Source organism: Pseudomonas sp. PK-RTE-24, assembly GCF_054052265.1.
Window position 1 is genome coordinate 1,580,133 of sequence record NZ_CM133224.1, and the last position, 19,482, is coordinate 1,599,614.

At 61.3% G+C, this 19,482-nt stretch carries 15 protein-coding genes; 6 read left to right on the forward strand and 9 right to left on the reverse strand.

The features are described from left to right. Positions 1–7: 7 nt before the first annotated feature. Positions 8–1,558, forward strand: a complete 1,551-nt coding sequence (pdxR, locus tag ACV8MC_RS06920) for a MocR-like pyridoxine biosynthesis transcription factor PdxR (RefSeq protein ID WP_457265538.1) — start codon at positions 8–10, stop codon at positions 1,556–1,558. Here pdxR and ACV8MC_RS06925 read toward each other — a convergent pair. The 8 genes from ACV8MC_RS06925 to aspA form a co-directional block, all read right to left on the reverse strand. Then, entirely contained in the window at positions 1,515–5,258 is a 3,744-nt protein-coding gene (locus ACV8MC_RS06925; RefSeq protein WP_457264879.1) for a dermonecrotic toxin domain-containing protein, read from the reverse strand. The genes pdxR and ACV8MC_RS06925 overlap by 44 nt on opposite strands. Positions 5,259–5,263: 5 nt before the next feature. Beyond that, positions 5,264–6,118, reverse strand: coding sequence for a hypothetical protein (locus ACV8MC_RS06930; protein WP_457264881.1), 855 nt, complete (start codon positions 6,116–6,118; stop codon positions 5,264–5,266). 142 nt (positions 6,119–6,260) lie between these two features. Continuing rightward, entirely contained in the window at positions 6,261–7,355 is a 1,095-nt protein-coding gene (locus tag ACV8MC_RS06935) for a polyamine ABC transporter substrate-binding protein (protein WP_150637189.1), read from the reverse strand. After that, positions 7,352–8,377, reverse strand: coding sequence for a histone deacetylase family protein (locus ACV8MC_RS06940; RefSeq protein ID WP_236167794.1), 1,026 nt, complete (start codon positions 8,375–8,377; stop codon positions 7,352–7,354). The genes ACV8MC_RS06935 and ACV8MC_RS06940 overlap by 4 nt, the downstream gene beginning before the upstream one ends. 199 nt (positions 8,378–8,576) lie before the next feature. Then, positions 8,577–9,569: an AraC family transcriptional regulator gene (locus ACV8MC_RS06945; RefSeq protein ID WP_056790940.1), complete on the reverse strand. Its 993-nt coding sequence runs from the start codon at positions 9,567–9,569 to the stop codon at positions 8,577–8,579. Positions 9,570–9,814: 245 nt separating this feature from the next. After that, positions 9,815–10,819, reverse strand: a complete 1,005-nt coding sequence (locus tag ACV8MC_RS06950; RefSeq protein ID WP_056790937.1) for an asparaginase — start codon at positions 10,817–10,819, stop codon at positions 9,815–9,817. Between the two features lie 171 nt (positions 10,820–10,990). Next, positions 10,991–12,439, reverse strand: coding sequence for an alanine/glycine:cation symporter family protein (locus ACV8MC_RS06955; protein WP_016772471.1), 1,449 nt, complete (start codon positions 12,437–12,439; stop codon positions 10,991–10,993). Positions 12,440–12,923: 484 nt separating this feature from the next. After that, positions 12,924–14,348 carry an aspartate ammonia-lyase gene (gene aspA / locus ACV8MC_RS06960; RefSeq protein ID WP_016772472.1) on the reverse strand — a complete coding sequence of 475 codons (1,425 nt, stop codon included), beginning with the start codon at positions 14,346–14,348 and terminating at the stop codon, positions 12,924–12,926. Between the two features lie 180 nt (positions 14,349–14,528). Here aspA and ACV8MC_RS06965 point away from each other — a divergent pair, with 180 nt between their 5' ends. The 5 genes from ACV8MC_RS06965 (at position 14,529) to ACV8MC_RS06985 (ending at position 18,344) form a co-directional block, all read left to right on the forward strand. Then, a complete protein-coding gene (locus ACV8MC_RS06965) occupies positions 14,529–15,437 on the forward strand; it encodes a LysR substrate-binding domain-containing protein (protein WP_024014837.1) in 909 nt (302 codons plus the stop codon). A 335-nt stretch (positions 15,438–15,772) separates the two neighbouring features. Then, the gene (gene purE, locus ACV8MC_RS06970) at positions 15,773–16,264 is read left to right on the forward strand and encodes a 5-(carboxyamino)imidazole ribonucleotide mutase (RefSeq protein WP_007920220.1); all 492 of its coding nucleotides are present in this window, start codon (positions 15,773–15,775) and stop codon (positions 16,262–16,264) included. 10 nt (positions 16,265–16,274) lie between these two features. After that, positions 16,275–17,357 (forward strand): 5-(carboxyamino)imidazole ribonucleotide synthase, encoded by a 1,083-nt coding sequence (locus ACV8MC_RS06975; protein ID WP_041476593.1) that lies wholly within the window; start codon positions 16,275–16,277, stop codon positions 17,355–17,357. Positions 17,358–17,468: 111 nt separating this feature from the next. Further along, the gene (locus ACV8MC_RS06980) at positions 17,469–17,714 is read left to right on the forward strand and encodes a GlsB/YeaQ/YmgE family stress response membrane protein (RefSeq protein ID WP_016772475.1); all 246 of its coding nucleotides are present in this window, start codon (positions 17,469–17,471) and stop codon (positions 17,712–17,714) included. 93 nt (positions 17,715–17,807) lie between these two features. Continuing rightward, on the forward strand, positions 17,808–18,344 hold the full coding sequence (locus tag ACV8MC_RS06985; protein WP_056790934.1) for a DUF3299 domain-containing protein: 537 nt from the start codon (positions 17,808–17,810) through the stop codon (positions 18,342–18,344). Between the two features lie 232 nt (positions 18,345–18,576). On the opposite strand, the gene ACV8MC_RS06990 is transcribed toward ACV8MC_RS06985, so the two are convergent. Beyond that, positions 18,577–19,476, reverse strand: coding sequence for a D-hexose-6-phosphate mutarotase (locus ACV8MC_RS06990; RefSeq protein ID WP_236167793.1), 900 nt, complete (start codon positions 19,474–19,476; stop codon positions 18,577–18,579). Positions 19,477–19,482: the final 6 nt, after the last annotated feature.

Consider the following 19,482-nt stretch of genomic DNA (forward strand, 5'->3'; position numbering starts at 1 on the left):
ATTCGCCATGCCCGATCTGCCACCCTTGTCGATGCCCTTCAACCCGGCCGGTATCGCGCTTGATCGCCGCCAAGGCCTGAGTCGCCAGCTCTATCAGGCTCTGCGCCTGCGGGTGCTGGATGGACGCCTGGCCAGTGGCACGCGATTGCCGGCCAGCCGAGACCTGGCCTCGGCGCTGGGCATTTCCCGTAACAGCGTGGTGCGTGCCTACGATCAGTTGTATGCCGAGGGCTTTATCGAAGGGCGCGTCGGCGACGGTACTTACGTGGCGCAATTGGCTCAGGCATCCACGCCTGAGAAAAAACTATCCACAAATTCATCCACAGGCTTGTCAACAGGCTTACCCACAGCCTTATCCACAAATTGGCTGGATTTACCTGTGAATCCATCCAGCAAAGTTATCCACAGTGGTGGCTTTTCTCGCATTGAAAGGCATCATTTACCTCGACCACCGAGCGGTCCGCCGCGCGCTTTTCGGGTGGGTGTGCCTGCATTCGATCTGTTCCCGTTCGAGGTCTGGGCCAAGCTGAACGCGGCTTTCTGGCGCAAACCGGATCTGCAGCAGCTGTGTTACGGCGACCCGGCCGGTGATGCGCGGCTGCGCGGCATGATTGCTGCGTATTTGCGCAGCTCGCGCGGCATGCAGTGCACGGCTGAGCAAATTGTGATCACCAGTGGCGCACAGCAGGGCATCAGCCTTTGTGCACAGTTGCTGGTCGAGCCGGGGGACGGGGTGGCGATCGAGAATCCGGGCTATCGCGCCGCCGGGCATGCCTTCGCTGTGGCGGGGGCGAAATTGCATGGGGTGGCGGTAGATAGCGACGGCATCGATTGCAGCGCCATGGCCCGGCTCATCGATTGTCGGGTGGCTTATGTCACGCCGTCTCATCAGTACCCGACCGGAGTGGTGATGAGTCTGGCCCGGCGTCTGGAATTGCTCGCCTGGGCCGAGCGTGTCGGCGGCTGGATCGTCGAGGATGATTACGACGGCGAGTACCGCTACACCGGCGCACCGCTGGCGCCGTTGGCCGCACTTGATCGTCAGGGGCGTGTGCTCTACGTCGGCACCTTCGGCAAGGTCGCTTTTCCGGCGTTGCGCCTTGGTTATCTGGTGCTGCCGCCAGCGCTGGTCGACGCGTTTGCGCAACGCCGCGCCGTCGATGTGCGGCATTCGGAGGTCAGCACCCAAGCGGTGATGGCCGAATTCATGGCTGCCGGGCATTTCCAGCGACATATCCGTCGCATGCGCCGGGCTGCGCTGAGCCGGCGCAACTGCCTGCTCGAAGGCTGGCCGATGATCGCCGGTGTCGGTCAGTTGCCCGCCGTGTCGGCCGGGCTGCACCTGACCGTCGCCGTGGACAGCATCGAGCGCGAGCAGCAATTGATCGCTCAGGCCGCTGATGTCGATGTCGAAATCAACGGCCTGAGCAGCTACTGGTTACCCGACTCGACTACGCCCATGGATAAGCGCGCCGGCCTGGTGCTGGGTTTTGCCGCCGTACCTGAGCCTGCGATCAAAGCGGCTCTGTCGCGTCTGCGGCAGGCTTGGCAAGATTGAAGAACAGCGTTTCGGCGCTGCGACTGGAAATTTCGCTGCGATGGATTTCAATCAGCCTCTGATTATCCACACCCGTTATTTCGGCGACGCCCCCCATGCGGTGCTGAGCGAGCGTTTTCATATGTCCACGCACAAATGCACCAACGGGCGCGTCGACGCTGCTGTAATGGAAATGCGCATAGCAGAGGACCTTGTCGGTATGCGCATCACGAATCTGATACTCGTCGAGAAAATCGTTCTGATGGCGCCTCAGACGCCGTCGGGTCAGGGTTTTCGAGATGCTCACTTCGCCCTTGTCCTTGAGCCACTCGACCCCGGCAGCTGTTGGCAGTTGTTGCTTGACCAGGCGGATTCGCGTGCTGGTGCCTTTTTGCTCCAGTGTCGTAGCCGCAGCGTCGAGCTTGTGGTTGAGCTCTTCGGACGGTTCATGCAGAGCAGCGGTGAGGTTACTCGCCGTTAACGCTTCATCGATCGCCGCACAGGCTTTGCGCAATAGGGTGGCGTGGTTGTGGTATTCCTCTTCGACCTCCACTGGAATGCGCGAGCCGCGTTTGAGACGCGCCTCGATGCGCCGATGAAACGCCGCCAGCCCGTCGATCAATGCCTGCCCTTCGCTGATGCTCTTGTTGAGGTTGGGCCGGGCTTTAGGCAACGGTGCAGGCCTTGCACTCTGCTCGACCCAGATTCCTGGCGACTCCTCCTTGAATGTCGCGATCACTCTCGTCAGCGCCGTACCGACTTCGACCAGATCGGTGTTCTTGCCGTCGAGGCTTTTTTTCCGCTGGCCGACCAGGGTGCCCTTGTTGCGTGTCTTGATGATCTGCCGATTCGAAGCTGACGTTGCTGGTCTCGACGGACCGGCTTGCGGCACCAGTAAATGCCGGTAGCGCAACAGGTCGGCGAGTCGGTTGTCGGCGCTATCCTTGAATGCGGCCACGCGCGCCTGCAATTGCCTGAGGCGTTCCGTGTGTATGTGTTCGGAATATTCACTCGCCAGGTCATCGAAACGCTTGTCCACGGAAGCAAACTGTTCGCTCACCTGACTCAGGGCGTCGATGCGTATGCGCAGATCACTGAGGCTTTCATCGGCGCTCAGGTCCCGCGAACTCTGAACGTTCAGCGCAGCATCTTCGAACAGACTGGACAGCGCTTGTTGCGCCTCGACATGAGCGGTGGAATCGCCGGGCTTGATGCAGGTGTATTGGCCGAGACTGATCTGCAGAGTCTTCAGATCATCCAGCGGGTAGGGCGCCAGGCTGATGTTGTATTTCTGCTTTATCTCCAGACCATCAGGTCCCAGCCTGGTCAGTTCATCCAGGCAGGCTTCAGCCGACTCCATTTTCTCGATAATGGTTTGAGTGGCATCGTTCAACTGTTCGAACGCAGAGGTGGCTGCCTGCGATTCGCTGCGCAGTTCGTCGTCGAGTATCGCCTGCACCCTCAGTACGCGTTGCTGGTAATCCGAAGCGTTATTACTCAGCCACTCCTGTCCCAGAAACAACTGCATGTCCAACCGCTCCGGCATGACCGTGCGGTAGTTGGGAATCGATTGCTTGCAGTTGAGTGTCTTGATCAGCTGAATGTTCGCGGCATATTCGTTGTGCTGTGAATCGAGCGTGGCGAGGTACTGCGCAAGCGCTTGTTCGCGTGCCTGCGCAGGGGCTTCGCGCAGGCTGTTGCGTTCGGTATCGAGACGGCTGCCTTTGCTCTCCATCGTCAAATCGAACGCGGTGATCTGCTCGGACAATACGGCCACCTCCTGGTTTTTTTTGCCTTGCGCCACCTTGCGCCCGTCCTCCAGCCCGCCTCCGCGCAGGCGCAAACGCAGATCTATCACCCATTGGCCATTGGCGGTATAGGCAAGCCTGGGCCCGGCAGGTCGGGTCGACTGACGCGTATCGACGATGTGCACATCGCCATGCGCGTTGCGCGCGACTTCGAACCAGCGCTCACCGACCCGGGCGTACCATTTGTCTGCGTGGGCGTAGAGGTCTCGGTACGCGCCTTCCCGGGTGGCTGCGCCAAGGGCTTTGGGCTTGCCGACCTCGAACCCGTCCAACAGCGTGGCGAGTGCCGTCGGGGATCGCTTCAGCGCCGTGATGCTGTCGATCGATGTGCCATGGAATTGGGTCAATTGCGGGCCGGTGATATCGGGCTGGCGCAGCGCTTTGACGATTCTGGCGGCAGGTCTGGTCGTCGCTGCGTCCTCTTCGAGCTCCGTGGCCACGGGTGTCGATGGCGCATCGCCCACCGCCGCACGGTGGGCGAGCACCATGCCCAGCGCCAGGAGAATATCGGCGATGGCCGTCCAGGCGATCTTCCCCGATTGCTCGTTGGCGCCGTCGGTGATTTCCTGCAGATCATCCATGATCTGCCAGATCCACGCCGCTGTGCCTACGCTGCGGCCCAGGAACGGCAGCGCGGCATTGAGCATCACCCAGCCGCCCTGTTTCAGCGAGGCCCAGCGTGCTTCTGCATCGGAGACCGACTGCCGGTCGGCTTGAGTGACAAGCGCCTTGACGTTGCGTTCGTGCAGGGTTGCGAGGACATCGCTGGCGATCACCTGAGTGCCCAGCGCGACCGCGCCTGACATATCCAGCGCAGTGGTCGGATTGATCATCAGTTGCGGGATCGTCCACACCGACGGCAGCCTGGCGGTGAAGACGAACTGGCTGTAATTGAAGCGCACATCGTCCGGCAACCAGGCCAGTACCGAGTCACGCAAATGTCGCGAATGCTGGATCGCAAAAAGCAGATTCGCGGGCCCCGGATATTGCAGCAGAGTCTTGTCGAACAGCGGTCGATACAGCACGCACGGTCCTTTGTCGGCATCGCGCGGGCCTATGACATACATGTTGTCGACAGTGTCTGCGGTGGAGCGGCTGCGATGAGCGACGAAGGCCAAAGGGCGAATGACGATTTCCTCGCCATCGACGTAGCGTTCCGCGCCAGTCGTGGCGAATGCGGCGACCACGTATCGATAACCCGATTCATCGAGGCCGGCTCTACCCCGGATCTTGTGCTGCAACGCCAGCAATGGCAGCTCAATGCGCAACTGACTGGTGTAGAGCCCTTGCAACAGCGGCGCTTGCACGGGGTCGTCTAGCAGCATGGCCTTGAGATGCGCCGGGTAGGTCTTGCCGATGTCGACCGTGCTGACCAGTTTTTCCAGAAAAGTCGCGCTCATCCACTCGGGTACCGGGCTGCCATCCTTGTACCGCACAGTCTTGTTGCCCAACGGCAGGCCTGCGAGGTTTTGCAGGGCAAGCTCGGTCAGCGTCCATGTCTGAGCCTGAGTATTTCCCGGCAATACAAACGTGCCCCAGACCACGAGACTGGTGATGGTGATTTCGATGTTGTCGATGTTCACGTCTTTGGCGCCGGGCTGCTCCTTGAGAATCTGTTTGATCAGCGCTGCACGAGTGAACGCCTGCAGGCTGGTGATTTCGCTTTGAAAGGATTTGCCGTTGTTTTCGTGCTGCAGCGTTGTCAGATCCAGCAGGTGCCGGCTGTAACGCGTCTGATCCATGGGCAGTGCGTCGTTCAGCCAGTCCGGAAGCATCGGCTGCAAACGCTCGAAGTGCGCTTCGAGGCGCGGTGTCGGTTGAGCCGGTTTGCCGGCCGTGCCGGTATGCGGATAGACGCGTTTACCAGGGGAATCCTGAAAAAAACTGATTTCGCCCAAGGCATCCGCTTCCATGGAAATCAGCGTGCACGCCTGCTGGTCGAAGAAATTGCCCTGGGGTTCGACCAGCCGCCCTTGAGATCTTCGCCCGAGGCGCTTGCGCCATATATCCGCAGCAGAGCCTCGCCGAGCTCCTCCAGTGAATCGAAACGCTGAAAGCCCTGGGTGACCGCGTGGGTGAGAATCAACTTGCGGTCTGCGATTGTGCCGATCACTACTGCGGCATCGACCAGGGTCAAGTGCGATGACTTGTCGGAGCTACCGCGATCGAGGTCAATCAGATATGCCTTTGCCGAGTACGGGGCGGGGGCCAGGCGTTGTTGCGGGTCGGGCTGTTTGAAAATCGCCCGGGCCATGGCGATCTCGTCAGCGTCCCAGCCGACGCTGGCATCGACGTTCCACAGGTTGCGCAGTGCCTCGGACAATTGCTGCCAGCGCGGTTGCCCGGGGTAGGTGAACTCGTCCCAGTATTCGACGTGCTGCTCCTTGTAGGCGATGAACAGCAGTGGCGCCAGTTCGTTGAGCAACAGGCCGATGGCATCGATCTTTACCGGCAGATGCGCGGGTGCGGGCATGCCGGGTTGCAGGGTCAGATAATGCTCGCCATCAAGGTACGTCACCGTGGTGCCGGACAGGCCGAGCCGCACCAGGGCGTTGGTCAGCGATCCAGCCTGATACCCGTCGGGTACGACTCGACCATCCACAATAGCCCAGGTGGGTTGCACGACCATCGCCAGACGCGGGTCTATGTCGAGATTCGGATACAGCGTCTTGAGGGCATCGCGCAGCGTTTTTGAAGCGACTTCCTGCAGTGAGGGGCCAGTAACCAGCTGAGTCACGATATCGACGGCACTGGCTTTGGGAATGGCGGTCATGGTGGTTTCCTGCTCTGTCGGGACGCCGCAAGGGCGGCGGAGCAGGGCAAGTTAAAAGGCGCAACAGCGACCCGTGCGGTAGATAAAGCTGCCAGGCAAAAAAAAGACCCGCCGAGGCGGGTCTTGAGCAAACGAGCCGGTTTCAGGTCCCGGACTTGATTTTCGTCCACGCTCGCGTGCGTGCGCGTTCGGCATCCCGAGGCAGCGGCTGCAAGGTGTAGAGCGTGCTCATTGCCGCGTCGGTCGGGTACAGGTTCGGGTTGTTGCGAATGGCTGGATCGACCAGGCCGGTGGCGTCCTTGTTCGGGTTCGGATAGCCGACAAAATCGCTGACCGGGGCAATCACCGCCGGTTGCAGCAGATAGTTGATGAAGGTGTAGGCGTCCTCGGTGTTCTTCGCGCCCTTGGGAATGGCGAGCATGTCGAACCAGATCGGCGCGCCTTCTTTGGGCAAGCGCATTTCCACCACCACGCCGTTTTTCGCTTCCTTGGCGCGGTTGGCCGCTTGCGAGAAGCTGCCGGAATAACCGACGGCCACGCAGATGTCGCCGTTGGCGATGTCGGCCATGTACTTGGACGAATGGAAGTAGGTCACGTAAGGACGAATCTTCATCAGCAGCGCTTCGGCCTTGGCGTAATCCGCCGGCTTCTTGCTGTTGGGGTCCAGGCCCAGGTGTTGCAGAGCCAGCGGCAGAATCTCCGACGGTGAGTCGAGCAGGGCGACGCCGCACTGCTTGAGCTTGCTGATGTTCTCTTCCTTGAAGATCAGGTCCCAACTGTCTACCGGCGCGTTATCGCCCAGGGCTGCTTTGATCTTGGCGGGGTTGAAGCCGATCAGAATGGTGCCGTACATGTACGGCACGGCAAATTTGTTTCCAGGATCATTGGCTTCGATCAGCTTCATCAGCTTCGGATCGAGATGATTCCAGTTCGGCAACTTGCTGCGATCAAGCGGCTGGAACACTCCGGCCTCGATCTGCTTGGCGAGGAACACGTTGGACGGCACTACCACGTCATAGCCGGAGTTGCCGGTGAGCAGCTTGGCCTCGAGCGCTTCGTTGGTGTCGAAGATGTCGTAGATCAGTTTGGTCTGGCTGTTCTGTGCCTTGAAGTCGTCCAGCGCCTTGGGCGTGATGTAGTCGAACCAGTTATAAACGCGCAGCGTGCGTTCTTCGGCGTGGGCGCCAGCGCTCAGCATGGCTGCGCACAGCGCCGAGGCGATCAGTCGCTTTTTCATTGTTCGAAACCTTCCAGCACGTTCACTGCGTTGATGCCGATTTCTTCCACCGCGTAGCCACCTTCCATGACGAACAGGGTCGGCTTGCCGAGGGCGGCGATGCGCTTGCCCATGGCCAGGTAATCCGGGCTGTCGAGTTTGAACTGCGAGATCGGATCGTCCTTGAACGTATCGACGCCGAGGGAGACGACAACGATGTCCGCTCCGTAGCGATCAATCTCGTCGCAGGCCTGATCCAGCGCTGCACTCCAGACATCCCAGCCGGAACCGGCCGGCAGCGGATAGTTGAAATTGAACCCTTCACCGGCGCCTTCGCCACGCTCGTCGTCATAGCCGAGGAAGAACGGAAACTCCGCTTCCGGGTGACCGTGGATCGAAGTGAACAGGACGTCGCTGCGTTCATAGAAAATCGACTGAGTGCCGTTGCCGTGGTGGTAGTCGACGTCAAGGATCGCGACTTTCTTGTGGCCCTGATCGAGAAAGGCCTGAGCGGCGATGGCGGCGTTGTTGAGGTAGCAATAACCGCCCATCAAGTCGCTGGCGGCGTGATGTCCCGGAGGACGGCACAGCGCGAAGGCCGCGCGTGCGCCACCCTGGATTTCTGCCTGCGCGGTAAGCGCCACTTGCGCCGCGCTGTAGGCCGCTTGCCAAGTGCCGGCGGTAATCGGCGCGCCGCCGTCGAAGCTGTAATAACCGAGCTGGCCATGCAGGCTGGTCGGCTTGATCGCACGCAGCGTGCGCGCCGGCCAGGTGTAGGGCAGCAAGTCGCCGTCGGTGTTGAACTCGGTCCAGCGTTGCCATGCACCTTTGAAAAATTCCAGATAGTCACGGCTGTGAATGCGCGCGATCGGCTCCAGGCCGAAATCCTTCGGCGCTTCGACCGCCCCGAGGTTTTGCTTCTGCACGCGTTGCAGTACGTGGTCGGCACGCGACGGCATTTCGAAGCACGGCTTGAGCTGGCCATCGATGAGTTCGCAGCGGCCATGGTGCAAGTGGTGATCGTCTGAGTAGATCGTCAGCATTTGTTGTTCTCCGCAAGGCTGATTCGGTGGCTTTCAGTGTTGCGGCGCAGTTTGAATCGGAGAATGTCGGGAGCGGCCAAAAGGGGATCGATATGGCCAAAACCTCTGACCGCAATTCGCCCCTCACAGCCAAAGATCGCAGCCTTCGGCAGCTCACCGATCCCTGTAGGAGCTGCCGAAGGCTGCGATCTTTTGATCTTCAGGATCTGAACTGACTCGGCGCCACGCCACTCCAGCGCACAAATGCATGACGGAAACTCGCGGTCTCGCTGAAGCCCAGCGTCTCGGCGATCCGATAGATCGGCAACTGGTCCTCACACAACATCTGCTTGGCCCGTTCGAAGCGCAGTTCATCGAGCAGTTCCTGATAGCTGCTGCCCATGTCTTTCAAATGCCGGCGCAGGGTGCGCGGTGAGCACTTCATTTGCTGCGCGAGCCCCTCGAGCCCCGGCGCGGCATTCAATTGTGCGCTGAGCAACTGACGAATCCGCCCCAGCCAGGCCTGACGTCCGGTGAACTCAAGATTCTGCTTGCGGCAACGTTCGGCCATGGCCTGATGAGTGATCGCGTCGGCCAGCGGCAGCGGCTGATCGAGCCAGTGGCGGTCGAAGGCGAAGGCGTTGTCTTTGGCCGAGAAGTGCATTGGCGAGTTAAAGGGTTCGGCGTAGCTGTCGCGGTAGTCCGGCGCTGCATGTTCGAAGCGCGTGGCGCGCAGCGGCAGGGAATGGCCGAGCAAGTCGTCGCAGATGACTTTCAGGGACACCAGACAGAATTCGGCGTTGAACACCGCCATCGCCGCGCTTTCACGGTAATCAGCAGCGACGAACCAGACCTGCTCGCCATCGTCTTCCAGGCTCAGTTCGAACAACGTGCCCAACAGCGCCGGATAACGGATTGCCAGACGCAAAGCGTCACCGAAGGTGGCACAGGTCAGCAGGGCGTAACCGAGCATGCCGTAACAGGACACGTGCATGCGCCGGCCCAATTCGAGACCGATGTCACGCTTGAGCGCGACCGCGTTGGTGCAGACCTGCATCTCTTGATGGGTGGTGATGCGCGTATCGGCCCGCTGCAGATCCGCCGCCACGATGCCGCTGCCGGCCAGCAGCGCCTCGCTCGACAGGCCTTCGGCCTTGAACGTGTTGAGGATCAGCGAGACCGCGTTGAGGGTGGTGAGGTGGGAGTGGAGCATGGGATCTTCCAGCCTGGAGGTGGCTGGAACGCAGCAAGTTGCATGCCGCAGGCCCTCACCCCAGCCCACTCCCAGAGGGAGAGGGGGCCGAACGGGGGATATTGCAGAAATACACCGACGTGAGACACCGCCGCCGAATCCATAATCGACACTGTTTATCAGGTCGGTATATAGCGCAAGACAACAGGGTCAGTTCCCTCTCCCTCTGGGAGAGGGTTAGGGTGAGGGGCAATCCAGCGCCGTGCTCAGATCAACTCACCACACAAATCCAGCTCGATCAGCCGTCGCGCTTCAGTCGTTTCCAGCCCGGCTCCCAGCAAGCCATGCAACTTGCCGAACGCCGCCTCGCGGGTCATGCCGCCACCGGACAACACGCCAACACCCCGCAAGCGGCTGCCAGCCTCGTAGACATCCAGCTCGACCCCGCCTTCATGGCATTGCGTCACTGCCACCACCACCACGCCGTTATCCCGTGCACGGCCAAGGCTGGCGAGGAACTCGGGGTTATCGCTCGGCCCGGTCCCGCTGCCGTAGCATTCCAGCACCAGACCTTGAATGCCGCTGTCGAGCAGGCCGTCGAGGACTTCGGCACTGATGCCGGGAAACAGCGGCAACACCGCGACTTTCGCCAGTTGCTTCGGCTGGTTGTAGTTCAGCGCGCCTGGAATCGAAGGCGCCTTCACACCACCGCCCTGACGCTCCAGGCGTTTGAACGGATGGCGGCCGAAGCTGCGCACTTTCGCGCAGCGGGTCGGCGCCAGCAGTTCGCCGTGGAAGTACAGGTGCACGCCTGGCGCCAGGCCCTGGCCGAGGGCGACCAGCGCGCCGCCGAGGTTTTCCCAGGCATCACTGTCGGTCACGCCCGCCGGCAGCATCGAACCGGTGAAACACACGCGGGCATGCAGGCCGAGCAACTGAAAACTCATCGCCGCCGCGCTGTAGGCCAGGGTGTCGGTGCCGTGCAGAATCAGCACGCTGTCGCAGCCTTGCACGTCCACGGCATTGACCACCGCTTCGCGCAGTTGCTGCCAGTAGGCCGGGGTCATGTTGGCGCTGTCGATCAGCGGCGACATTTCCCGAAATTGCCACTGCGGCACTACCAGCTCAGGCTGACTGTGCAGGTAGTCGCGCATCCGCGCTTCGAAACCGGACGCCGGGGCCAGACCGTTGGCGCTGGCCTGCATGCCGATGGTGCCACCGGTGTAGAGCACCATGACGTGTTGAGCGGCGGGATAGGTCGACGAGCTCATAGGATTCTCCGAAACGATGAGGGCCCTGTGGGAGCGAGCCTGCTCGCGAAAGCAGTGTGTCATTCAACAATGATGTTGGCTGAAAGTCCGCCATCGCGAGCAGGCTCACTCCTACAAGTTATTGCATCACAATAACTGACGGGCGCAGGGGATGCGCCCGTCATTCACCTGTCAGCGTTGCGCTGCAGGTACGCCTTGCGGCGCAGTTTCAGTCTGGCCCGCCGCTGCTGGCGGGTTCACCGGCCAGGCGTTGCGATCCAGATCCAGATCGGCGAATTTGCTCGAATCAAACACTGGCTGTTTGACGCCGGCGCGACGCTGCTCGTCGTAGTCGCGCATCACCCGCAGGCCGACCTTGAACAGCATGGCCAGGGCCACGAGGTTGACGAAGGCCAGACAGGTCATGGTGATGTCGGCGAAGGCGAACACCGTCGTCAGGTCCTGCATCGAACCCCATACCACCAGCGCCAGCACAAGGCCGCGGAACAGCATCAGCAGGGCGCGGTTGCGGCTGAGGAACTGCAAGCTGTTCTCGCCCAGGTAGTAGTTGTAGAGGATGCAGGTGAAGACGAACAGCGACAGCGCGACGCTGACGAACATGCGACCCCAGTCACCGACCACTGCGGCCAGCGAGTTCTGGGTCAGGACGATGCCGTCACCTTCGAAACCCGGGGTGTAGAAGCCCGACAGCAGGATCAGCAGCGCGGTGCAGGTGCAGATCACGAAGGTGTCGAGGAACACGCTGAAAGCCTGGACCACGCCCTGCGCGCCCGGGTGCTTGACGGCGGCCACGGCGGCAACGTTCGGCGCACTGCCCAGGCCCGCTTCGTTGGCGAACACGCCACGCTTCACGCCCATGACAATGGCGCTGCCGAGCAGGCCGGCAAAGGCCGGGTCGAGGCCGAAGGCGCTCTTGAAGATGGTTTCCAGCATGGCCGGCACGTGTTCGATCTGGGTGCCGATCACGTACAGGGTCACGCCGATGTAGGCCAGGGTCTTGATCGGTACCAGCAGGTCGGACACCGAAGCGATGCGCTTGATCCCGCCGATAAAGGTGATGGCCAGCAGCACCGCCAGGACGATACCGGTGTGTTGCGGGTTGAAGTCAAAGGCGTTCTGCAGCGAGTGGGTCACAGTGTAGGACTGCAGGCCGATGAAGGCGAAACCGTAGGTGACCAGCAGCAGAACGGAGAACACTATCGCCATGCCTTTGAGCTTGAGCCCGTGCTGGATGTAGTAGGCCGGACCGCCACGGTACAGGCCGTCGCCATCCGCGCGCTTGTAGACCTGGGCCAGGGTGCACTCGAAGAAGCTGCTGGACATGCCGACCAGTGCGGTCACCCACATCCAGAACACCGCACCCGGACCACCGAGAGTCACGGCGATGCCGACACCGGCGATGTTGCCTGCACCGACGCGGCCGGCGAGGCTGAGCATCAAGGCCTGGAACGAGCTGAGTTGCCCGGCGCTGCCTTTGAGGCTGTCGCGGAACACCGCGAACATGTGGAAGAAATGACGCAGTTGAACGAAACGCGAGCGAATCGTGAAGTAACTACCGAGCCCGACAATGAGCACGATCAGTACTTTCCCTGAGAGGAAGTCGTTGATGACTTCGAGCATGGATTTATCCTCGCTGTTTTTTGTGGGTGCAAATGCTGGATCGGAGAAACATCGTGTTACACCGGCCTGCGCGCGGCACGACGGGTGAGGCGAAGGTTTCGTCCCGGATCCATATCGCGGGTTTTGTTATTAGTTCGGGTTTCGCATGGGTTATGGCCTCGTTACCGACGACCGCTCACGCGAAGAGGGGCGGCACTATACCGATCAGTGGCGCGCCCGTCTGCACGGTAGTGGTGCAAGCGACGAAACGAGGTTGCTGCAAATCAAAAGATCGCAGCCTTCGGCAGCTCCTACAGGTGCACGTCAATCCTGTAGGAGCTGCCGAAGGCTGCGATCTTGGCGGTATCGAATACACAAAGCATCTAACGTCCTGCCCGCAAAGAAGTTAAAAAAAAGGGCTCGGGGACAAAATCCCCAAGCCCTCAAAAGGTGAGAGGTGTCTAGTCCCTCGACCTGGTGAGCGGTGCTACAAGTTCGCGTCGGCTCAGGCTTTGAGCGGAACCAGACGCGGGGCAATCATGTTTTCCGGGCGCAGGATGTCGGCGAGCATGGCTTCGTCGAGCAGACCTTCTTCGCGCACCAGTTCCAGCACGCCCCGGCCGCTTTCAAGGGCGATACGGGCGATGCGGGTGGCGTTTTTGTAGCCGATGTACGGGTTCAGTGCGGTGACCAGACCGATCGAGTGCTCGACCAGTTCACGGCAGCGCGCTTCGTTGGCGGTGATGCCGACGATGCAGTGCTCGCGCAGCATGTCCATGGCACGTTGCAGCAGGCGGATCGAGTCAAGGATCTTGAAGGCGATCAGCGGCTCCATCACGTTCAGTTGCAGCTGGCCGCCTTCGGCTGCCATGGTCAGCGCCAGATCGTTACCGATGACCTGGAACGCGACTTGGTTCACGGCTTCCGGGATCACCGGGTTGACCTTGCCGGGCATGATCGAGCTGCCTGGCTGACGCGCTGGCAGGTTGATTTCATTGATGCCGGTGCGTGGGCCGCTGGACAGCAGACGCAGGTCGTTGCAGATCTTCGACAGCTTGACCGCGGTGCGCTTGAGCATGCCGGAAAACAGCACGAAGGCGCCCATGTCGGAGGTCGCTTCGATCAGGTCGGCGGCCGGTACCAGCGGTTGGCCGCTGATCAATGCCAGGCGTTGAACAGCCAGTGCCTGATAACGCGGGTCGGCGTTGATGCCGGTGCCGATCGCGGTGCCGCCGAGGTTGACTTCGGTCAGCAGTTCCGGGGCCAGCGTCTTCAGGCGCGCGAGGTCTTCGCCCATAGTGGTGGCGAAGGCGCGGAATTCCTGGCCGAGGGTCATCGGCACGGCGTCTTGCAGCTGGGTACGGCCCATTTTCAGGACGTGGTCGAACTCTTTGCCCTTGGCCGCGAAGGCCTGAATCAGGCTGTCGAGACTGGCCAGCAGCGCGTCGTGACCCAGCAGCAGACCCAGGCGGATCGCCGTCGGGTAGGCGTCGTTGGTCGACTGCGCCATGTTCACGTCGTCGTTCGGGTGCAGGTACTGGTACTCGCCTTTCTCGTGGCCCATCGCTTCCAGAGCAATGTTGGCGATCACTTCGTTGGCGTTCATGTTGGTGGAGGTGCCGGCGCCACCTTGAATCATGTCGACCACGAACTCTTCGTGGTAATCGCCGCGGATCAATCGCGCACAGGCTTCGCTGATGGCAGCGTGCTTGGCTTCGCTCAGGTGACCCAGCTCGCGGTTGGCGTCAGCGGCGGCCTGTTTGACCATCGCCAGGCCCACAACCAGTTTCGGGTAATGCGAAATCGGAACGCCCGAGAGGCGGAAGTTATTCACCGCTCGCAGGGTCTGGATGCCGTAATACGCATGGGCCGGTACTTCGAGGGCGCCAAGCAGGTCGGTTTCTGTGCGGAAAGATGCAGCGGAGGACATGATAGAAATCATCTCGATAAGGACCCGGTCTGTGCCGGAACGCTGCGAATGCTAGGCTTGTGGGGATTTTTGGGCCAATGCTGTTCAGCACTGCCCTATGCACATTCGGCATAATGCCCGTGTGACGCCGCCTGTGCGGCAGACGTGTGACCTGTTTTGGTGCGTGTCCGGGAGGACGTGATGAATCTGGAAAGCAAATGGCTCGAGGACTTCAGTGCCCTGGCCGCCACCCGCAGCTTCTCTCAGGCGGCCGAACGGCGCTTCGTGACCCAGCCGGCATTCAGTCGGCGGATCCGCAGCCTCGAAGCGGCGCTGGGGCTGACTCTGGTCAATCGCTCGCGCACGCCGGTCGAACTGACGGCGGCGGGGCAGTTGTTTCTGGTGACTGCGCGCACCGTGGTCGAACAGCTCGGTGAAGTCCTGCGCCACCTGCATCATCTGGAAGGCGGGCAGGGCGAGGTCATGCAAGTCGCAGCGGCGCACTCGCTGGCGCTGGGCTTTTTCCCGCGCTGGATCGCCCAGTTGCGCAACGAAGGGCTGAACATCGCCACACGGCTGGTGGCGACCAACGTTGGCGACGCCGTGCACGCTTTGCGTGAAGGTGGCTGCGATCTGATGCTGGCGTTCTACGACCCGGATTCGGCGATGCAGATGGACCCGGAGATTTTCCCGTCGCTGCACTTGGGCCAGACCGAGATGCTGCCGGTGTGCGCGGCAGATCTGGATGGCAAACCGCTGTTCGATCTGGAAGGCGAGGCGAGTGTGCCGTTGCTGGCTTACAGCGCCGGGGCGTTTCTTGGGCGTTCGGTGAACGGCTTGCTGCGCCAGCGCCAGTTGCGTTTCACCACGATCTACGAAACCGCGATGGCCGACAGCCTGAAAAGCATGGCCCTGGAAGGCCTCGGCATTGCCTGGGTGCCGCAACTGAGCGTACGCGCCGAACTGGCCCGCGGTGAACTGGTGGTGTGCGGCGGCCCGCAATGGCATGTGCCGCTGGAGATCCGCCTGTACCGCTGCGCCCTGGTGCGCAAGGCCAACGTGCGGTTGCTGTGGCGAAAACTAGAAGGTGGCGCCGCACAAAGCGCTTGAAGCTGATGAAGATCGAATGTGGGAGCGAGCCTGCTCGCGAATGCGGAGTTTCAGGCGCTGAGGTATCGTCTGACGCAACGCTTTCGCGAGCAGGCTCGCTCCCACAGGGGGATTTTTGCGGTGTTCTTTCGCTGACCTCAAGGTCAATAAAACCGGGCGTTTCGCTCATTTGACAGATGGTCGTTTCGGGGGCTGTTTATTGCTTTCTTTGCGGTATACTGCGCGGCCTTCGGCCGGCACGTCCGGCCATTTTTCGTACAATCAAGCCACGCAACCTGCGTGGCTTGTTGTTTTATGACGCGCCTGCGGGCGCTCCAGAGAGAAGAGGCGCGACGATGAGTGCACTGGTTGGCGTGATCATGGGCTCCAAGTCCGATTGGTCCACCCTTAGCCACACCGCCGATATGCTGGAAAAGCTCGGCATCCCGTACGAGGTCAAGGTGGTTTCCGCCCACCGCACCCCGGATCTGCTGTTCCAGTACGCCGAAGAGGCTGAAAGCCGCGGCATCGAGGTGATCATCGCCGGTGCCGGTGGCGCAGCCCACCTGCCAGGCATGTGTGCGGCCAAGACCCACCTGCCGGTGCTGGGCGTGCCGGTGCAGTCGGCCATGCTCTCGGGCGTCGATTCGCTGCTGTCGATCGTGCAGATGCCGGCGGGCATTCCGGTTGCCACCCTGGCCATCGGCAAGGCTGGCGCGATCAACGCCGCCCTGCTCTCGGCGAGCATCCTCGGCGCCAAGCACCCGCAATTTCACGCGGTACTGAAAACCTTCCGTGCCGAGCAGACAGACAGCGTCCTGGACAATCCAGACCCACGTATTGCCTGAGGTTGTTGAGATGAAGATCGGTGTAATCGGTGGCGGCCAGTTGGGTCGCATGTTGGCCCTGGCGGGGACTCCGCTGGGGATGAACTTCGCTTTTCTCGACCCTGCGCCGGACGCTTGTGCGGCCGCGCTGGGCGAACACCTGCGGGCCGATTACGGCGATCAGGATCATCTGCGCCAACTGGCCGATGAAGTCGATCTGGTGACCTTCGAATTCGAAAGCGTCCCGGCCGAAACCGTGGCGTTTCTTTCGCAATTCGTGCCGGTCTACCCGAGCGCCGAAGCCCTGCGCATTGCTCGTGACCGCTGGTTCGAAAAGAGCATGTTCAAAGACCTCGGCATTCCGACCCCGGCCTTCGCCGACATCCAGTCGCAAGCCGACCTGGATGCCGCCGTCGCTTCCATCGGTCTGCCGGCCGTGCTGAAAACCCGCACCCTGGGTTATGACGGCAAGGGTCAGAAAGTCCTGCGCAAACCGGAAGACGTGGCCGGTACGTTCGCCGAACTGGGCAGCGTTGCCTGCCTGCTGGAAGGCTTCGTGCCATTCACCGGCGAAGTGTCGCTGATCGCGGTGCGTGCCCGCGATGGTGAAACGAAGTTCTATCCGCTGGTGCACAACACCCACGACAGCGGCATTCTCAAGCTGTCGGTTGCCAGCACCGATCACCCGTTGCAGGCGCTGGCGGAAGATTATTCCAGTCGCGTGCTCAAGCACCTCGACTACGTCGGCGTGATGGCTTTCGAGTTCTTCGAAGTCGACGGTGGCCTCAAAGCCAATGAAATCGCCCCGCGCGTGCACAACTCCGGGCACTGGACCACCGAAGGCGCCGAGTGCAGCCAGTTCGAAAACCACCTGCGCGCCGTGGCCGGCCTGCCGCTGGGTTCGACCGCCAAGGTCGGCGAGAGCGCGATGCTCAACTTCATCGGCGTAGTGCCGCCGGTGGAGAAAGTCATCGCCATCGAAGACTGCCATCTGCATCACTACGGCAAAGCTTTCAAGGCCGGACGCAAGGTCGGCCACGCCAACCTGCGCTGCGCCGACATGGCCACCCTGCAAGCGCAGATCATCAAGGTCGAAGCGCTGATCGCCGAGTAAAACAGTTTCATGTGGCCGCGGCGGAACCATTCAGGGGCCGCCGTTCTCTCATGGCAGGATGCGAAACACTGGCTAGTCTTTCGCATATCTTCCAAATCAGAGGGAAATGCCATGGGAATTATCGGAACCATCTTTATCGGCTTGATCGTCGGCCTGCTGGCTCGGTTCCTGAAACCGGGCGATGACAGCATGGGCTGGATCATGACCATCCTGCTCGGTATCGGCGGTTCGCTGGCGGCCACCTACGGCGGCCAGGCTCTGGGCATCTATCAGGCGGGCGAGGGCGCGGGTTTCCTCGGCGCACTGGTCGGCGCTGTGGTGTTGCTGGTGATCTACGGTCTGATCAAAAAGAACTGATCGAAAGCGACAAAGCCCTCTCGGCCAGCGCGGCCGGGAGGGCTAGAATGCGCGGCGACTCACCGTCCATTCCTTTGCCTGCCGAGCACCTTCATGCGCCGTCTTCTGTTGACTCTCCTCTTGCTGGGCAGCTATCTCGCCCACGCCGGCGAACTGCCGGAAACCGACTGGCTGGAACTGATGCCCAAGTCGGATCAAAAGGCCCTTGAGGCCATGCCGGAAATCGACCACAACTCCCCCGAAGCCACCGGCACCTTCACCGAGAAGGGCGGGATGAAGCAGGCCAAGGGTCTGCCAGCGGTGATGTATTCGACGAAAACCGTAGCGTCAATGAACGACAAGCACATCCGCATCGGTGGTTACCCGGTGCCGCTTGAGTCGGATGCCAAGGGCCGCAGCACGCTGTTCTTCCTTGTGCCGTATCCGGGCGCCTGCATCCACGTGCCGCCACCACCGCCGAATCAACTGGTGCTGGTGCGGTATCCAAAAGGGTTGAAGCTGGAGGACATCTACACACCGCTGTGGGTGACCGGCACGCTGAAAATCGAGAAGGTCAGCAATGACCTGGCGGATGCAGCGTATGCGCTGGAGGCGGAGAAGGTGCGGGTGGTGCAGGAGGCTGACCTCTAAAGCGCGCCGCACATAAATTTGGGAGCGAGCCTTTGTGGTGAAGGGATTTATCTGTGGTGAAGGGATTTATCTGTGGCGAGGGGATTTATCTGTGGCGAGGGGATTTATCCCCGCTGGACTGCGCAGCAGGCCCCAGCTTTTGATTTAAAAAAAAGCGGGGGCCGCTTCGCGACCCAGCGGGGATAAATCCCCTCGCCACGGGGCTCTTTGCCCTTTTGTATTGCGCTAGAGCTTAGAGCGGCGTAGCGGCCACGCTAACACCCATCGTATGGCTCGCCCCTGGCGTCAGGGTCACCAGATCATCCATCACATTCGCCGTTTCGATGCACAGCATGCGCTGCCAGCCATCGTTGTCCATGTCCGGCAGTGCGGCGGCGCGGTCGATCCACGGGTTCCAGATCACCGCAGTGCGCGAGCCGGTAGAGGTCAGCACGATGCGTCGTTCCCAGGTCGGATCAACGATGCTCAATTGCGGCGGAACGTCGAGGTAGATGCGGTCGGTCTCGCCGGCGAAATGCAGATCGCCGCTTTGGCTGGCCGTGTTCCAGTCGTCCAGGGTCTCGATGTAGTTGAGCCCGGCCACGCCGTCGACATGCACATTACGCACGTCACTCACGGCGAAATAGGTGTGCAGCGCCTGACTCAGCGTGACGCTGTCAGTCCCCCGGTTATGGCTGGTCAGACTGTAATGCAGTTGATCCGCCAGATGCAGGGTCAGGGTCAGATCGACTTCGTGGGGCCAGCCCGGCAGGCCACCTTCCGGGTAGGGCAGCTTGAATTCGACCTTGATGCCGTCAGCCTCTGATTCGATGTTGCCCAACTCCCAGTCCATCGCCCGCACCAGACCGTGCGCGGGGGCCGGCTGCTCGCCGGTGTACATGGCCTGCACGCTGCTCGGGTTGCGTTCGAATTTGCCAAACCACGGCCAGCACACCGGCACGCCGGCGCGGATGCTCTTGCCGGTCTTGAACTCGGCCTTGTCGTTGAGCCAGATGATCGGCGGCTGGCCGTCGATCTGATAACTGAGGATGTGCGCGCCTTGCTGGGCCACCAGCACTTCGGCCTTGCCGTGGCGGATGCGCCAGCAGTTCAGTTCATCCTGTTTCACGGCTTCAACGTTGGGCGTGTTCATGGGCAA

What these genes read in the sequence shown, in the direction of transcription:
- ACV8MC_RS06955 (WP_016772471.1), bottom strand. Translation starts at nt 12,439, where the DNA reads ATGCTCGAAGTCATCAACGACTTCCTCTCAGGGAAAGTACTGATCGTG.
- ACV8MC_RS06940 (WP_236167794.1), bottom strand. Translation starts at nt 8,377, where the DNA reads ATGCTGACGATCTACTCAGACGATCACCACTTGCACCATGGCCGCTGC.
- purE (WP_007920220.1), top strand. Translation starts at nt 15,773, where the DNA reads ATGAGTGCACTGGTTGGCGTGATCATGGGCTCCAAGTCCGATTGGTCC.
- ACV8MC_RS06935 (WP_150637189.1), bottom strand. Translation starts at nt 7,355, where the DNA reads ATGAAAAAGCGACTGATCGCCTCGGCGCTGTGCGCAGCCATGCTGAGC.
- ACV8MC_RS06930 (WP_457264881.1), bottom strand. Translation starts at nt 6,118, where the DNA reads ATGACCGCCATTCCCAAAGCCAGTGCCGTCGATATCGTGACTCAGCTG.
- ACV8MC_RS06975 (WP_041476593.1), top strand. Translation starts at nt 16,275, where the DNA reads ATGAAGATCGGTGTAATCGGTGGCGGCCAGTTGGGTCGCATGTTGGCC.
- ACV8MC_RS06950 (WP_056790937.1), bottom strand. Translation starts at nt 10,819, where the DNA reads ATGAGCTCGTCGACCTATCCCGCCGCTCAACACGTCATGGTGCTCTAC.
- aspA (WP_016772472.1), bottom strand. Translation starts at nt 14,348, where the DNA reads ATGTCCTCCGCTGCATCTTTCCGCACAGAAACCGACCTGCTTGGCGCC.
- ACV8MC_RS06965 (WP_024014837.1), top strand. Translation starts at nt 14,529, where the DNA reads ATGAATCTGGAAAGCAAATGGCTCGAGGACTTCAGTGCCCTGGCCGCC.
- ACV8MC_RS06945 (WP_056790940.1), bottom strand. Translation starts at nt 9,569, where the DNA reads ATGCTCCACTCCCACCTCACCACCCTCAACGCGGTCTCGCTGATCCTC.
- ACV8MC_RS06925 (WP_457264879.1), bottom strand. Translation starts at nt 5,258, where the DNA reads ATGGAAGCGGATGCCTTGGGCGAAATCAGTTTTTTTCAGGATTCCCCT.
- ACV8MC_RS06980 (WP_016772475.1), top strand. Translation starts at nt 17,469, where the DNA reads ATGGGAATTATCGGAACCATCTTTATCGGCTTGATCGTCGGCCTGCTG.
- pdxR (WP_457265538.1), top strand. Translation starts at nt 8, where the DNA reads ATGCCCGATCTGCCACCCTTGTCGATGCCCTTCAACCCGGCCGGTATC.
- ACV8MC_RS06990 (WP_236167793.1), bottom strand. Translation starts at nt 19,476, where the DNA reads ATGAACACGCCCAACGTTGAAGCCGTGAAACAGGATGAACTGAACTGC.
- ACV8MC_RS06985 (WP_056790934.1), top strand. Translation starts at nt 17,808, where the DNA reads ATGCGCCGTCTTCTGTTGACTCTCCTCTTGCTGGGCAGCTATCTCGCC.